The 15,666-nt window shown below is 39.4% G+C and carries 14 protein-coding genes; all 14 read left to right on the top strand.

The annotated features are described in order from the left end of the window. Window positions 1-130: 130 nt before the first annotated feature. Window positions 131-1,747 carry a bacillithiol biosynthesis cysteine-adding enzyme BshC gene (gene bshC / locus CBM15_RS01580; RefSeq protein ID WP_087615483.1) on the top strand — a complete coding sequence of 539 codons (1,617 nt, stop codon included), beginning with the start codon at window positions 131-133 and terminating at the stop codon, window positions 1,745-1,747. A gap of 175 nt (window positions 1,748-1,922) precedes the next feature. After that, complete coding sequence (mraZ, locus tag CBM15_RS01575; protein WP_014824545.1) at window positions 1,923-2,354, top strand: division/cell wall cluster transcriptional repressor MraZ; 432 nt, start codon at window positions 1,923-1,925, stop codon at window positions 2,352-2,354. 108 nt (window positions 2,355-2,462) lie between these two features. Next, window positions 2,463-3,413 (top strand): 16S rRNA (cytosine(1402)-N(4))-methyltransferase RsmH, encoded by a 951-nt coding sequence (rsmH, locus tag CBM15_RS01570; RefSeq protein WP_008403404.1) that lies wholly within the window; start codon window positions 2,463-2,465, stop codon window positions 3,411-3,413. 3 nt (window positions 3,414-3,416) lie between these two features. Further along, entirely contained in the window at window positions 3,417-3,797 is a 381-nt protein-coding gene (gene ftsL, locus CBM15_RS01565) for a cell division protein FtsL (RefSeq protein WP_008403403.1), read from the top strand. Between the two features lie 38 nt (window positions 3,798-3,835). Then, window positions 3,836-6,016, top strand: coding sequence for a penicillin-binding protein (locus CBM15_RS01560; RefSeq protein WP_087615482.1), 2,181 nt, complete (start codon window positions 3,836-3,838; stop codon window positions 6,014-6,016). 59 nt (window positions 6,017-6,075) lie between these two features. After that, entirely contained in the window at window positions 6,076-7,992 is a 1,917-nt protein-coding gene (locus tag CBM15_RS01555; protein WP_087615481.1) for a penicillin-binding transpeptidase domain-containing protein, read from the top strand. 141 nt (window positions 7,993-8,133) lie between these two features. Continuing rightward, window positions 8,134-9,108, top strand: a complete 975-nt coding sequence (mraY, locus tag CBM15_RS01550; RefSeq protein WP_087615480.1) for a phospho-N-acetylmuramoyl-pentapeptide-transferase — start codon at window positions 8,134-8,136, stop codon at window positions 9,106-9,108. Next, window positions 9,105-10,457, top strand: a complete 1,353-nt coding sequence (murD, locus tag CBM15_RS01545; protein WP_087615479.1) for a UDP-N-acetylmuramoyl-L-alanine--D-glutamate ligase — start codon at window positions 9,105-9,107, stop codon at window positions 10,455-10,457. Before mraY ends, murD begins: the two co-directional genes overlap by 4 nt. Window positions 10,458-10,499: 42 nt before the next feature. Further along, window positions 10,500-11,558, top strand: a complete 1,059-nt coding sequence (locus tag CBM15_RS01540; protein ID WP_087615478.1) for an FtsW/RodA/SpoVE family cell cycle protein — start codon at window positions 10,500-10,502, stop codon at window positions 11,556-11,558. Between the two features lie 5 nt (window positions 11,559-11,563). Then, window positions 11,564-12,430, top strand: a complete 867-nt coding sequence (locus tag CBM15_RS01535; protein WP_087615477.1) for a cell division protein FtsQ/DivIB — start codon at window positions 11,564-11,566, stop codon at window positions 12,428-12,430. Continuing rightward, complete coding sequence (locus CBM15_RS01530) at window positions 12,411-13,151, top strand: DUF881 domain-containing protein (RefSeq protein ID WP_087615476.1); 741 nt, start codon at window positions 12,411-12,413, stop codon at window positions 13,149-13,151. The genes CBM15_RS01535 and CBM15_RS01530 overlap by 20 nt, the downstream gene beginning before the upstream one ends. Before the next feature lie 23 nt (window positions 13,152-13,174). Next, on the top strand, window positions 13,175-13,882 hold the full coding sequence (locus CBM15_RS01525; protein ID WP_087615475.1) for a DUF881 domain-containing protein: 708 nt from the start codon (window positions 13,175-13,177) through the stop codon (window positions 13,880-13,882). A gap of 14 nt (window positions 13,883-13,896) precedes the next feature. After that, window positions 13,897-14,262, top strand: a complete 366-nt coding sequence (locus CBM15_RS01520; RefSeq protein ID WP_087615474.1) for a small basic family protein — start codon at window positions 13,897-13,899, stop codon at window positions 14,260-14,262. A gap of 102 nt (window positions 14,263-14,364) precedes the next feature. Continuing rightward, window positions 14,365-15,660 carry a cell division protein FtsA gene (gene ftsA / locus CBM15_RS01515; protein WP_008403392.1) on the top strand — a complete coding sequence of 432 codons (1,296 nt, stop codon included), beginning with the start codon at window positions 14,365-14,367 and terminating at the stop codon, window positions 15,658-15,660. The last annotated feature ends 6 nt before the right edge of the window (window positions 15,661-15,666 follow it).

Genomic DNA, 15,666 nt, shown 5'->3' with positions numbered 1-15,666 from the left:
TTTTACTGTAAACTAGTATCCGGGAAAACATTAAGCTTTCGAGGCAGAAAATTAATACCCGTTAATGTGGGATAAAGCAGTGATTAAGGTAATTTCAAAATTGAGTAAAGAGAAGTAGAGGAGAATTTTCATGGAGCTAGAACAAATAAATTCACCAGTAACGAATAAGCTATTAGCGGACTATTGGTCTGAGAATGCCGATATCCATTCGTTTTTTGAATATAAATATAATGAGGAAGCTTTTGGACAACGATTCGCATATTTAAAAAATCGAACATATCGTTCGGAAGAGCTTGCACAAATTATTCGCAGTTATATGGAGCGGTATGGCATCTCGGAAAAGACGGCGCACCATTTAGATGAACTTGAGCAAGGTGCAGTAGTCGTGGTGGGTGGTCAGCAAGCTGGTTTGCTGACGGGGCCTCTCTATTCTGTCCATAAAGCAATTTCGGTTATTCTACTGGCAGAACAACAACGAAAAATATTAAATGCACCGGTCGTACCAATGTTTTGGATTGCGGGTGAAGATCACGATATAGAAGAGATCAATCATACGTATACAATGACAAATGGTGAAGTGAAAAAACGTGGTTACAGTGAACGTTCTAAGCTGAAGAAAATGGCTTCAACTACACAATTGAATAAAGAAGCACTACAACAGTTTATATTAAATGTATTTAAAGATTTTGGAGAAACAGAACATACAGCGGACTTATTGAATAGTGTTTTGAGTCATGCGGAAAATAGTGAAACTTTTACGGATTTCTTTACGTTGCTGATGAATGATTTATTTAAAAAGCATGGCTTATTAATGTTGGATGCTACATATGAGCCGTTCAGGAAGTATGAAAAAAACTATTTTGTCCAATTGATCGAAAAGAACGAATCGATTGCAACAGGTGTTGTAGCGCAGGAAAGAAAGCTCGGCGAGAAAGGCTATGCAATGCCGATTGATGCTTCAGAGCAAAATGCCAATTTATTTTACATTAAAGAAGGCGAGCGTTTTCTGTTGGAGCGCAGTGGCGGCCATTTTAAAAATGTGACAGCCCATGCCAATTTTTCAAAAGAGGAATTAGTAGCTATTGCGAATGAGTCTCCTGAATGTTTAAGCAATAATGTCGTTACCCGCCCATTAATGCAGGAAATGGCGCTTCCGGTACTGGCGTTTGTTGGCGGTCCTGGTGAACTGGCTTATTGGGCTACATTAAAACCTGCGTTTGATGAGTTGCAGCTGCAGATGCCGATATTTGCGCCAAGAATCAGCATAACGCTTGTTACACGTCAAGTTGATGCATTATTAGAACAAAAAGAGCTGACTGTAACGGATGTGCTAACAGGAAAAGTCGATGAACATTTAGCTGAATTTGTGGAAAGTGTGAAAGATGAGCAAGTAACGCGGGCAATTGAGCAGATGCAAAAACAGATGGAAGAGCAGTATGAGCAACTGACGAGCTATCTGCAGCATGGCAACTATCATGTAGAAGATCTATTGGAGAAGAATAAAAATTACCATGAACGTCAATTCCAATATTTACGCTCAAAACTGGAACAGCAAAATATAGAAAAGTATGAAGTAGCAATTCGCCAATATAAAACAATCCAGTCACTATTATATCCGAATGATAGTTACCAAGAGCGCTTGTATAATCCATATTTGTTTCTAAATACCTATGGGGAAAAGCTGATTGATAATTTATTGGAGTTACCTATGAATATTTCCGTGAAACACCAACTTATTACCTTATAAGAAACAAGAGTTATCTCATATGCAGATAACTCTTTTTTGTGTCTTTCGGCACCGAACGTATGTGTGAGAATATGCTCATTTACGTAATTTCGTTTTATTGTTATGAGAAGCAAGGAATTTGGTGGTAGAAAGTGGGGGGATGTGGTACATTATTTATTAAAGTGGGGTGAGTAGCATGTTCATGGGAGAATATCAACATTCTATTGATGCGAAAGGCCGTATGATTGTTCCTGCAAAGTTTCGAGAATCACTAGGAGAACACTTTGTAATAACACGCGGGCTAGATCAATGCATTTTTGGATATCCTATGGATGAATGGCGAAAACTCGAAGATAAATTAAAGGATTTACCGATGACCAAAAAAGATGCACGTGCATTTGCGCGGTTTTTCTTTTCGGGGGCAACAGAAGTAGAAGTGGACAAGCAAGGCCGAATTAATATTCCATCTACACTGATTGGATACGCTAATCTTGAAAAGGAATGCGTAATCTTAGGTGTATCGAGTAAAATAGAGATTTGGGCGAAAGAATCTTGGCAGCAATACTTCGAGCAATCGGCTGAATCATTTGATGAAATCGCAGAAAATCTGATTGGCTTTGATTTTTAGGTTTTTTTAAGTAAAAGATGAAACTATTACATGTCCGACATGAACTTTTAATCCGGGTGTAATAGTACCGACACGTAATTGAATTAATATTAAGAGGTGCTTCAAACTATGTTCGATCATACAACCGTATTATTGAAAGAAACTGTTGATGGGTTGAACATCAATCCGGATGGTATTTATGTAGACTGCACATTAGGTGGTGCAGGACATAGTGAGTACCTTGTACAACAATTGTCAGAAAAAGGCCGTTTAATTTGTTTTGATCAAGATACAACGGCTATTGAAAATGCAAAAGTACGATTAGCCGATTATTTGGATCGCGTTATATTCGTACACTCAAATTTCCGCTATTTAAAAGAAGAGTTACACAAACTGAACATTCATCAAATAGATGGAATTTTATATGATCTAGGTGTTTCGTCACCACAACTTGATACACCTGAACGCGGATTTAGTTACCACCATGATGCTCCGCTCGATATGCGAATGGATCAGACTGCAGAACTGAGCGCATATCATGTTGTGAATGAATGGTCATACGAAAATCTGGTACGTATTTTCTTCCGCTACGGCGAAGAAAAGTTTTCGAAACAAGTTGCGCGCAAAATTGAACAAGCCCGTGAAATTGCTCCTGTTGAAACAACAGGTCAATTAGTGGAGCTTATAAAAGATGGTATTCCAGCCCCAGCACGTCGCAAAGGTGGACATCCTGCAAAACGAATTTTCCAGGCTATTCGAATTGCTGTAAATGATGAATTAGGCGCAGCGGAAGATTCTTTAGTAGATGCAATCGATTTATTGAAAATTGGTGGTCGTATAAGTGTGATTACATTCCACTCATTGGAAGACCGCTTAACAAAAACACTATTTAAAGAGGCTTCATCACTGCCGGATTTACCTCCCGGATTACCGGTTATTCCAGAGCATATGAAACCAATACTTAAATTAGTGTCAAGAAAACCGATTTTACCGTCAGACGAGGAGTTAGCTGCGAATAATCGTTCACGTTCAGCAAAATTGCGCATCGCTGAAAAAATTAACGATAAAGGACGTGGGTAAAAAATGGCAGTAAGAGCAAGACAAACTTATATACAACAGCAGCCAGAACTACCTCAACATCAGCAGCAGGAACAAAGACTGCCGGTGCAGCCGAAAAAACGAAAAGCAAAGTATTTTTCGGCTCAGGAAAAGTTTTTGTTCCTAGTATTTGCAATCGTAGTAGCATCTTTCGCTATTTCCATATTACATACTCAAGGAGAAATCCAAACACTCAGTATGGAAATCCAAAAAATCGAACGCGACATAACTGAAGTCAATAACAATAATACAGATTTAAAAGTACAAGTAAGTGAACGCTCCACTCACCAACGTATTTGGGAAAAAGCGAAAGAACTCGGATTAACACTAAATGAGAAAAATGTGAAAGTAGTGCCGGGAGAATGAAAAAGAGAAGATTTCGTTACCAGATAGGAGCCTTTCTAATGTTTATATTCTTTGGAGGGCTCTTTTTACTATTATATTGGCGTTTTGCATCGATTCAGGCGACAGGAATGGTAAAAGGGCATGAATTAGAAGAAGAAGCATTATCAAGGTACGAAACTGGTTATGTGTTATCGGCAGACCGTGGGAAGATTCTGGACCGCAATGAAAATGTAATTGCCGAAGATACATTGAGTTACCGTCTTGTAGCGGTAATTAAAGAATCGGCAACAGAAAACAAAAAAAATCCAAGGCATGTCGTCGATAAAGCGGAAACAGCAAAATTATTGGCGCAATATATTCCGATGGATGAAGAGAAAATTTATGAACGGCTAAACCCTTCCAAAGATTTATATCAAGTCGAGTTTGGACTGGCAGGGCGCGGCATCAGTCATGAAGTGAAAAAGAAAATTGAAGAGCTGAATCTGCCTGGGATTCTATTATATAGCGATAAAAAACGCTATTATCCTAATGGTGCATTTGCCTCCCATCTTATTGGCTTTGCGTTGCGTGAAACTGATGATGATGGAAATTCATCGGTTGTCGGAAAAATGGGGCTTGAATATATTTATGACAAGCAATTAACAGGGACCGACGGGAAGTTAACATATCAGCGTGATGCCCGTAACTATTTATTGCCAAGCAGCGATAAAGTAATACAGGAAGCACAGGATGGAAACGATATTTATTTAACAATCGATAAAACAATCCAAAATTTCCTGGAAGAAGCAATGACACGTGTCAATGACGAGTATAAGCCACAGTCTATGGTTGCTGTCGTTGCGAATCCGAAAACTGGAGAAATATTGGCGATGTCACAACGGCCAACATTCAATCCGGATACACGTACAGGTTTAGATGGGAACTGGCTAAATGATGTCGTGGAAAATACGATTGAACCAGGTTCTACATTTAAAACATTTACAGTAGCAGCTGCAATCGACTCCAATAACTGGCATCCGAATGCGACTTATCAATCTGGACAGTATAAAGTTTATAACGATACAATACGAGACCATAATCGATACGGCTGGGGGAGAATTTCCTATTTGGAAGGCATACAGCGTTCTTCAAATACGGCGATGACGAATTTGCTTGATATTATGGGATGGGAAACGTATGAAAGTTATTTAAAGGAATTTGGATTCGGCCAAAAAACAGGCATTGATTTACCGAATGAAGCGAGTGGCATTATTAACTCGCGCTATCCTTTAGAAAAGTATACGACAACATTCGGTCAAGGTTCGACTGTTACACCGATACAGTTAATTCAAGGAGTAACGGCAGTTGCAAATGACGGAAAAATGATGCAGCCATATGTAATTGATAAAATTGTTAATCCGAACACTGGTGAGGTTTTAGTAGATTCAGAACCTACTATAAAAGGTGAACCGATTTCGGCAGAGACAGCACAGAAAACACGTGAAGTTCTGGCTTCTACTATTTACGGGGAAGCAGGGAATGCGAAACGTTTCGAAATTGAAGGCTATAAAGTAGCAGGGAAAACAGGGACTGCCCAAATGCCGAAAGCAAACGGTATCGGTTATGACTGGGGTAAAAATGAATTCCTTTATTCGTTTTTAGGAATGGCTCCTGCAGAAGATCCGCAGCTGGCTGTATTTATTTCCGTTGCAAAGCCAAAACTAGGTGCAACCGAAATAGGTTCTGACCCAGTTTCGCAAGTGTTCAATTCAGTTGTTCTAAACAGTTTGAAGTATATGAATATCAATCCGTCAGACGTAGCGGAAGTCGAAACGACAAAGATTGACGATTATGTAGGTGAGCAGACAGATACAGTCATGACTCAACTGGAGGCAGAAGGACTGATACCAGTAATAATTGGTCAAGACGGAGAAATTACAGAACAGTTCCCTGCAGCGGATTCATCATTAACAAATGGAAGTATCGTGTTCTTAAAGACCGATGGAGAAATTACATTACCATCGTTTAATAATTGGTCATTACGTAATTTACTTGCCTATAAGTCACTATCTAAACTGCCGATTGAAATTGTTGGGGAAGGCTATGTTGAAAGCCAAAGTGTATCTCAAGGGACGCCGATAACGGATGATTCACCAATCGTTGTCAAGTTGAAAACCCCTGAGGAAATGCATTTGACTCCGCCGGCAGAGGATATGGAGCTGGAAGACGAAGAATTTAGTGAAGAACCGCCACAAGATTAGAGAGATTTGAATACAAACTTCATCTTTAACATACGTTGTTTTAGGTGAGGTGTCATATTATGAAATGGGTAACTACAAAATCTAAAAAACGTTTAACATGGATCGCCATCGCACTTGTACTATACGGCGTGGCGATTTTTGTTAAACTAGTATCCGTTCAAATTATTCAGTATGATGAGCTTTCAACGAAGGCAAAAGAAAATTGGGACAGGGAAATTCCGTTCCATACACAGCGAGGCAAAATTACTGACCGTAACAACGAAGTAATCGTAACGAATAAACTTGCCCCGACTTTGTACTTCATGCCTTCACAAAACGAAGATAAAGAACAAGCAGCAGATGCCATTGCAAACGTAATCAATAAAGATCGAGCCAAAATATTGGAAAGACTGCAGCAACGGGTATCCCTAGTGAAAATTGCGCCAGAAGCGAAGAACATTACTTATGAGCAAGCGGAAAAAATTCAGCAGCTTCAAATTCCGGGCTTATACAGTGGTGTCGATTATGTAAGGTCTTATCCACACGGTAATTTGCTTGCACGCTTTTTAGGGTTTACAGGTGCCGATAACCAGGGTTTGGCAGGAATTGAGTACGAGTATGATGAACTATTAAAAAGCTCGGATGCGGCCATTCGGTTATTTACTGATGCGAAGGGGAACGCATTGGAGCATGTAGATGATGAATGGAAAGACGGAAAAGATGGAGCGACAATTCAGCTGACAATTGATTTAAAGCTTCAGAAAATTGTCGAACGAGAATTATCGCAGGCGATGCTAGAGTATGATGCAGATCAGGCATTGGCTATTGCCATGAATCCAAACAGTGGTGAAATACTGGCACTTGCATCATTTCCGACATATGATCCGACGAAATTTTCGGAAGTGGAGCCAAGTATATATAACCGCAACCTTCCTGTATTTATGTCCTATGAGCCAGGTTCCACATTCAAAATTATTACCCTCAGTGCTGCTATTGAAGAAGGTGTAGTCAACATGGAGGAAGAACACTTTCATGATCAAGGCTATACAATGGTCGAGGGAGCACGATTACGCTGTTGGAAACGGTCAGGCCATAAAGACCAGACATTTTACGAAGTTGTACAAAATTCCTGTAACCCAGGATTTGTAGAGCTAGGGCAACGAGTAGGTTCAACAAAGTTACTTGAGTATATTCATAAATTCGGGTTCGGGAAAAAAACAGGCTCGAACATTGCCGGAGAATCATCAGGCATTTTATTTTCGAAAGAAGCATTTGGCCCGGTAGAACATGCTACGACCTCTTTTGGTCAAGGTGTGTCCGTTACGCCGATTCAGCAGATGCAGGCGGTGTCAGCAGCAATTAATGGCGGTACATTATATACACCATATACGGTCTCGAAAATACTGGATTCCAAAACAAATGAAGTCATTATGGAGCAAGATCCGGAGGCGAAAGCCCAGGTCATCAGTGAAGAGACTTCGGAAAAAGTACGTCATGCATTGGAGCTTGTAGTTGCGAAAGGTTCTGGTCGCCAGGCATTTCGTGACGGCTTACGCATCGGAGGCAAAACAGGGACAGCTCAAAAGGTTGAAAACGGTCGCTATAAAGACGGAGACTACATTGTATCGTTTATCGGTTTTGCACCTGCCAATGACCCGGAAATTATTGTCTATGTTGCGATTGACAATCCAAAAAGTTCATTGCAATTCGGAAGTGTTATCGCTGCACCGATTGTAGGCCGCATTATTGAAGATGCAGCACCACTGTACAATATCGAAAAGCAAAAAGATCAAATAGAACGGAATTACGTTTGGGGCGATGAATTGACGGAGCGTACACCAAACTTTATTGGAATGACCAAAGAAGAAGTAATTCCACACTTATATCCTTATAAAATCGAATGGCACGGAGAAGGTGATAAAGTGATTCAGCAAGTCCCGTCAGCTGATAGCCTCATTCACCAAAGTGGTAGTGTTCATTTATATTTAGGAAATTAATTTGAATTTCCATCTTTCAAAATGCAACTAAAACAACTATTATAGTGAAGGACGTTTTTTCACAATAATAACTAGTGGTCGTAACCGTTGAAAATCAAACGTTCCACCATATTCAGACAGAAGTTTTAAAGGAGATATATTATGACATTATCAACAACATTGACCATACTCTTTTCATCATTTTTAGTAACGGTCATTTTAGCACCAGTAGGAATCCCTCTTTTACGCCGATTGAAATTCGGGCAAAGCATACGTGAAGAAGGCCCTCAATCACATATGAAAAAAGCAGGAACACCTACAATGGGTGGATTAATTTTCTTGTTAGCCATAATTATTTCGACAATTGTAGTCGCAATGATTTTCGACTTGTTTACAACACAAACGATAGTACTATTACTTGTTTTAGTTGGATTTGGCGTAATTGGGTTTTTAGATGATGGGCTGAAAGTAATTTTTAAACGTAATTTAGGATTGACTTCCCTTCAAAAATTAATAGGTCAAATCGCAATTGCAATTGCAGCGTTTTTACTATTACGTTTAGGTTCATTTGATACATCTGTAGGAATTCCGTATACCGATGTATCGATTGATTTAGGAATCCTATATGTTGGGTTTTTAATTTTCTGGCTAGTAGGTTTTTCAAATGCTGTCAATTTAACAGATGGCTTGGATGGACTCGTATCAGGAACGGCTTCAATCGCATTTGCTGCATTCGGTGTTATTGCATTATTTAACGAGCAAGCCGATATCGCCTTATTTGCATTTGCTGTAACTGGTGCATTACTAGGATTTTTGATCTTCAATGCAAACCCGGCAAAAGTGTTTATGGGAGATACAGGTTCCCTTGCGCTTGGCGGTGCATTGGCAATGATTTCGGTATTGGTAAAACAAGAATTGCTGTTACTGTTAATCGGTCTCGTATTTGTTATTGAAACATTATCCGTTATTTTACAAGTAGGAAGCTATAAACTGCGTAAAAAGCGTATATTCAAAATGAGTCCGATTCACCACCATTTTGAATTATCGGGTTGGTCAGAATGGAAAGTCGTACTTGTATTTTGGTCAACTGGATGTATCGTAGCACTTATAGCAGTATTAGCGGAGGCGTTATTATGATGGAATATGAAAGATTACAAGCTAAAAAAGTACTCGTTTTAGGATTGGCGAAAAGTGGTGTAGCGGCTGCCGAGCTTTTGCATCGGTTGGGTGCATTTGTAACAGTCAATGATGCAAAACCATTTGATGCAAATTCTGAAGCACAGGAGCTTTTATCGAAAGGAATTACCGTAATTTGTGGACGACATCCAGAAGATTTGCTTGACGAAGGTTTTGAGCTTGTCGTAAAAAACCCTGGGATACCATACACAAATCCGATCGTTGCCGATGCGATTGCAAAAGGTCTGCCTGTTATTACAGAAATAGAACTTGCCTATTTAGTAAGTGAAGCGCCATTTATCGGTATTACCGGTTCGAATGGTAAAACAACAACGACAACTTTACTTTTCGAAATGCTTAAAGTCGGCCGTTTAAAACCATTAATCGCCGGGAATATTGGAACCGTTGCTTGTGGTGTTGCAGCAGAAGCAAAAGCAGATGAAGTCATCGTTACGGAATTATCATCGTTTCAGTTAATGGGGACACGTGAATTCAGACCCCATATTGCAATTTTGACAAATCTGTATGAAGCCCATTTAGATTACCATGGAACGTTTGAAGAATATGCGGAGGCTAAATTTGGTGTCACACGCAACCAAACAGCTGACGATTATTTTATCTATAATGCCGATCAGGAAGTTGTCGCAAAATATGCTCAAAAATCAAATGCAAAACTCATTCCATTTACGACAAAAGGTCATGCAAACCAGGGAGTCAGTGCAGATAAAGAAAACATTTATTGGCAAGGCGATGCAATCTTAAAACGTGATAATATTGTATTGCCTGGAGAGCATAATTTAGAAAATATTTTATGTGCTGTGGCAGCGGCGCTACTGCAGCAATGTCCCGTTGAAGCGATTGAAGAAGTTTTAGGAACATTTGCAGGGGTACGTCACCGTACGCAGTTTGTCCGTGAATGGCAAGGACGTAAAATTTACAATGATTCAAAAGCAACTAATGTACTGGCGACGAAAAGTGCCTTGGCTGCATTTGAACAACCGATAGTATTATTGGCCGGCGGATTGGATCGCGGGCATTCGTTTGAAGAGCTTCGTAAAGAAATGACACGTGTAAAAGCAGTTGTCGCGTTTGGCGAGACTGCACTTCGCTTTATCGAATTTGCAAAATCATGTGGCATTACGAATATTGTGCGTGCAATTGATGTTGAAGATGCAGTCGGTTACGGAGCAAAAATGTCGGAAGAAGGTGACATTATTTTACTGTCACCGGCATGTGCAAGCTGGGATCAACATGCGAGCTTTGAAATTCGAGGCGACTTATTTATTGATCGTGTCATGAAACTTTCATAAGAAAGGATAGTTACACTGTCGCAAAAAAATCAACAGTATTTCATGATCAGTGCGATTGTATTGTCGCTTATTGGCATTCTCTTTATTTTTTCTGCAGGTACATATTGGGGGAATGTTCACTATGATGGACAAACCCCGTTTTACCTGAAGCAGGCAATCTATTTCATCGTTGCACTTATCATTTGTGCAGCAATTATGAACTGGGAGTTTTTACAGCAACCGAAAGTGTGGAAAATTTTTTATATCCTCTCACTTGGTTTACTTGTTGCTGTACTTATTCCGGGTATCGGGATTGTCCGAAACGGTTCGCAAAGTTGGATCGGAATCGGTCCTTTAACGATACAGCCGGCTGAAATTGCGAAAGTTACGACAATTATTTATATTAGTGCATTATTAACAGAGCGGAAATCGTATGAGCGCATTGTTCAAGTGAAGCATTTTCTCATATTGATTCTTCCCGCAGCCTTAATTATGCTTCAGCCTGATTTCGGTGCTGTCTTTATTTTAGTTGTAGTTGTTTTAATTATATTATTTATTGCACAATATCCGTTGCGTTTATATGTAGTCCTTATCACGTTAGGAATAGGCGGTCTTGCAGGGTTAATTATTGCGGCTCCATATCGTCTTAAACGAATCGAAGCATTTATCAATCCTTGGGCAGACCCGCTAGGAAGTGGCTTCCAGGCTGTACAATCTTTATTTGCGATAGGACCGGCTGGCTTGTTTGGACATGGATTATTAAAAAGTAGACAAAAGTATTTATACTTACCGGAACCGCAGAACGATTTTATCTTTGCGATCATTTTAGAAGAAATCGGACTTGTCGGTGGAATGGGACTGCTGCTTATTTTTGCGTGCTTTTTAATTCTTGGCTATCGTTTGGCATTACAATGTAAGCATGTATTTCATTTTTATGCGATATGTGGACTTACAACGATGATTGCAGTACAGGCAGCACTGAATATAGGGGTAGTTATTAATTTATTGCCTGTAACCGGTGTAACACTGCCATTTATAAGCTATGGCGGAACATCGCTGGTAGTTGTCTGGGTAACAGTAGCCCTTATTTTAAATTTCTCTTATGAAAGAAGGAAGGAGTAGGGATAATGGAAAAAGTAATCGATATTACAGAACGAGTACCCGCTATGAAAAAACGCAGAAGACGCCGTACAAATTTTAAATTTTTAGCACTAGTGACGATTTTTCTTTTTATCATTATCATCCTTCTTTATTTTCAATTACCTTATAGTGATATAAAGAAAATTGATATTAAAGGGGCAGCCCTTAAGGAAGATACGTATTACATCGATCAGTCAAATCTAAAAATCAATGATTCGTTATGGGGCTTTAAAATTTCGGAAGTGGAGCAGGCAATAGCTCAGCATGAATGGGTAAAATCCGTTACTGTCGAAAGGAAATTCCTGAATGAAGTTCAAATTACAGTAGAAGAATGGCAAAAAGTAGCATATATTTCACAAGACGGGGAATTTTACCCTATGCTCGATAATGGCATTGTATTTGAAGAATCCAATGAAATTGTCCCGATCGATGCACCGATTTTTCGGGACTTTGAAAATGAGGCACTTCGTAAAAAGCTTTTAAAGGAACTTGCGAATCTAAAGCCGGAAGTGCTGTCGCTCATTTCACAAATTAATGCAAATCCTACAGAAGCGGACCCGTATTCAATTACGCTTTTCATGAATGATGGCTATGAAGTACGCGCTGATGCGAATACTTTAGCAGAAAAATTAAATTACTATCCATCAATTATCGCCCAAATTGAAAGCGAGGACGTTTCTGAAAAAGGGATTGTAGATATTGAAGTTGGTTCATATTACCGACCTTTTTCAGATGAATATACACTCATAAAAGAAGACAATGAAAAAACTGAAGAGCCTGCAGAAGAAACAGAAAATGCGGATACTGATGAAGGGGGGCAACTGGAAGAACAAAATGAAGAAGAGCCAGAATGATAACAGCAGGCAGCCGAAGAAAAAATCAACCTTAATTTCGAAAAAGTATGGCGCTATACTAATTGTATGCGTAATCACAGGATTTATTATCGGCTTTTCGTATAATTTATCAAAGGACAAGCGTACATTAAGTTCTGCCTCTCCCCAGTTTGAGCAGGAAAATCAGTACATGGAAGATTTGACTGGAAAACAGGAAAGAAACAAAGAGCTTGCAGATGAGTTGGCCCAATTAGAGGAGAAAATTCGGATGTATGAAAAGCAGTATTCTTCGAACGAAACGCAATATGAACAGAACCGTCAAGATGCTGAACAATTGCGGCTGTTATTAGGACTAACAGATGGAATTGGACAAGGGATCACAATAACACTGCAAGATGGTGATTATAATCCGAAGACAACCAACCCAAATGAGTATATTGTGCACGAAAGTCACATATTTAAAGTATTAAATGAATTAAAAATTGCAGGTGCCGAGGCAATTTCGATTAACGGGCAACGTTTGAAACCAAACTCCTACATTGTCTGTAACGGTCCTGTCATTACAATTGATGGACAACAGTACCCTGCACCATTTGTAATCGAGGCGATAGGTAATCAGGATGTACTTATTTCTTCTTTAGAATTAACAGGGGGAGTATTTGACCAATTATTAAATGAACAAATTGTTGTTACATTGGAAACAAACGATTTAATTGAAATGAAAACAGTCAGCGATGAATAAGGCATAAGATCGGAGGGAAGATGATGACGAAAAAAATGTACCGTAATATTACAATTATCTCGTTCATCATCGGCTTTATGCTCGCAGTGCAGTACAACACTGTTCAAAATCCGACCGAACGAACGACAGTCGATATTTGGGAAATTCGTCAGCAATTATCTGTGGAACAGGAGCGGCATTCCGAACTGCTTACCGCAATAAGCGAATTATCCGAAACTGTAAGTAAATATGAGGATGCAGAGTTTGATAATCCGGAAGTACTATTGCAGCAAACAGTTGATCAACTAAAAGAACGTGCAGGAATCTTGCCGGTTGAAGGGCCGGGGTTAACATTAACAGTTGGCGCTTCGCCCGAATTAATGGGGTTAGGCTATGAAATAAAGCCTGTATCCCCCGAACTGTTAATTCGGCTGATAAATGATTTAAATCGCTATAATGCCCGGGCGATTGAAGTGGATGACAAACGTTTAAGCTACAATTCGGCCATTCGCGATATTAATGGAAAAACGACGATCAATAGTGAGCCGATTCAAAATACTGATATCGAAATAAATATTATTACGTTTACGTATGAGCAAGCCGAAAAAATGAAAAACCATTTGCTTGCATCTTCATTCCAGGATGAGTTTTATATTGATAATCTAGTATTGACGATTCATGAAGCAGAGCAGAATATACAAATTGATTCAGTTGCATCTGTACCAAGAATTAAGTATTTATCAGAAAAGTAGAAGGGGATGCGAATATGTGGTTACCACTTTTAGGTCTAATATTAGGTGTGGTATTAGGAATTTTAACAGATATTCAAATTCCATCTGTTTATGAAAACTATTTATCCATTGCTGTGCTGGCGGCTCTCGATACAATGGTCGGCGGTATCCGTGCGTTATTGCAACAAGTTTACGATGACAAAGTATTTATTTCCGGATTTTTCTTTAATATAATTTTAGCAGCGGGACTGGCTTTTCTCGGTGTCCATATAGGGGTCGATCTATATTTAGCCGCTATTTTTGCATTCGGAGTTCGACTGTTTCAAAATATCGCAGTCATTCGTCGGCTATTATTGACAAAATATGAGAACAGTAGATTGAAAAAGGAGGAAAACTCTTAACAATCACGTTAAAATATCATTACAATTTATCGTTTTACTTAGACAATCAACGAAATTTACAATAGAATGAACTATAGGAGTAATCGAAGGAGGTGCAGAAAGTTGAATCATCAAGAAATTTATGTTTCTCTCGATATTGGATCATCTTCAATAAAGGTCCTGATCGGAGAAATGAACGGTGATCAATTGCACGTAATTGGTGTAGGTCATGTGAAATCAACAGGGATAAGAAAAGGTGCAATAGTTGATATAGATGCAACTGTACAGTCCATAAAAAAAGCTGTAGATCAAGCAGAGCGAATGACTGGTATTAATATAGAAGAAGTGGTGCTTGGAGTTCCTGCAAACCAGACAGTTTTACAACCTGTCAAAGGGGTTGTAGCGGTAAACGGTGAAGACCGGGAAATCACGGACGATGATTTAGCTAGAGTAATAGACTCTGCACAGGTAATGTCGATTCCACCAGAGCGAGAGTTAGTAAATTTAATACCTAAACAATTTATCGTGGACAACCTAGATGAGATTAAAGACCCGCGTGGTATGATTGGCATTCGTTTAGAGATGGATGCGACAATGATTACGACATCCAAGACGCTTGTACATAATGTTTTAAGATGTGTAGAACGTGCAGGCTTGCAAATTCGTGAGATTTATCTACAACCATTAGCAGCAGGTAATTTTGCGCTGACGGAAGATGAAAAAAATCAAGGAACTGCTTATATCGATTTAGGCGGCGGCTCGACAACTGTTGCGGTATTCAAAGATGGACTGCTGACAAATACAGCTGTGATCCCGGTAGGCGGAGATCATATTACGAAAGATTTATCGATCGTATTAAAAACACCGACTGAACAAGCCGAAAAAATTAAAAAGCAGTATGGACATGCCTTTTACGATGATGCTTCCGATGAACAAACATTTGACGTTCCTGTTGTTGGTACTGATACAACAGATCAATACAGTCAGCGCTTCATATCAGAAATTATCGGAGTACGTTTAGAAGAGTTATTTGAATTAGTATTGGATGAACTAGCACGTATGGGGGTACAGGATTTACCAGGTGGTGTCGTCATTTCTGGCGGGGTAGCACAGCTGGAAGGAATTGCCCAGCTGGCGCGACAAGTAATGTTAACGCGTGTTCGCATTTATACACCGGATTACATCGGTGTACGTGAACCGGCCTTTACAACGTCGGTAGGTTTAATTCGCTATGCAAATGCAGAAGACGAATTTTATGGAAGAAGTGAGCCGGTACCAGCTTCTTCATATGCAGCACCTTATCCTACTCAACCAACTCCTTCTAAAAAACAATCAAATGTGCCGGAGAGAGTAGAAAGCGCAAATAAAGTAAGTGTGATTGATCGCGCGAAAAACTTATTAAACAAATTTTTCGATTAAGAAAAT

This window comes from Solibacillus kalamii, assembly GCF_002174535.1.
GTDB classification, from domain to species: domain Bacteria; phylum Bacillota; class Bacilli; order Bacillales_A; family Planococcaceae; genus Solibacillus; species Solibacillus silvestris.
This window is presented reverse-complemented; position numbering and strand designations above follow the sequence as displayed.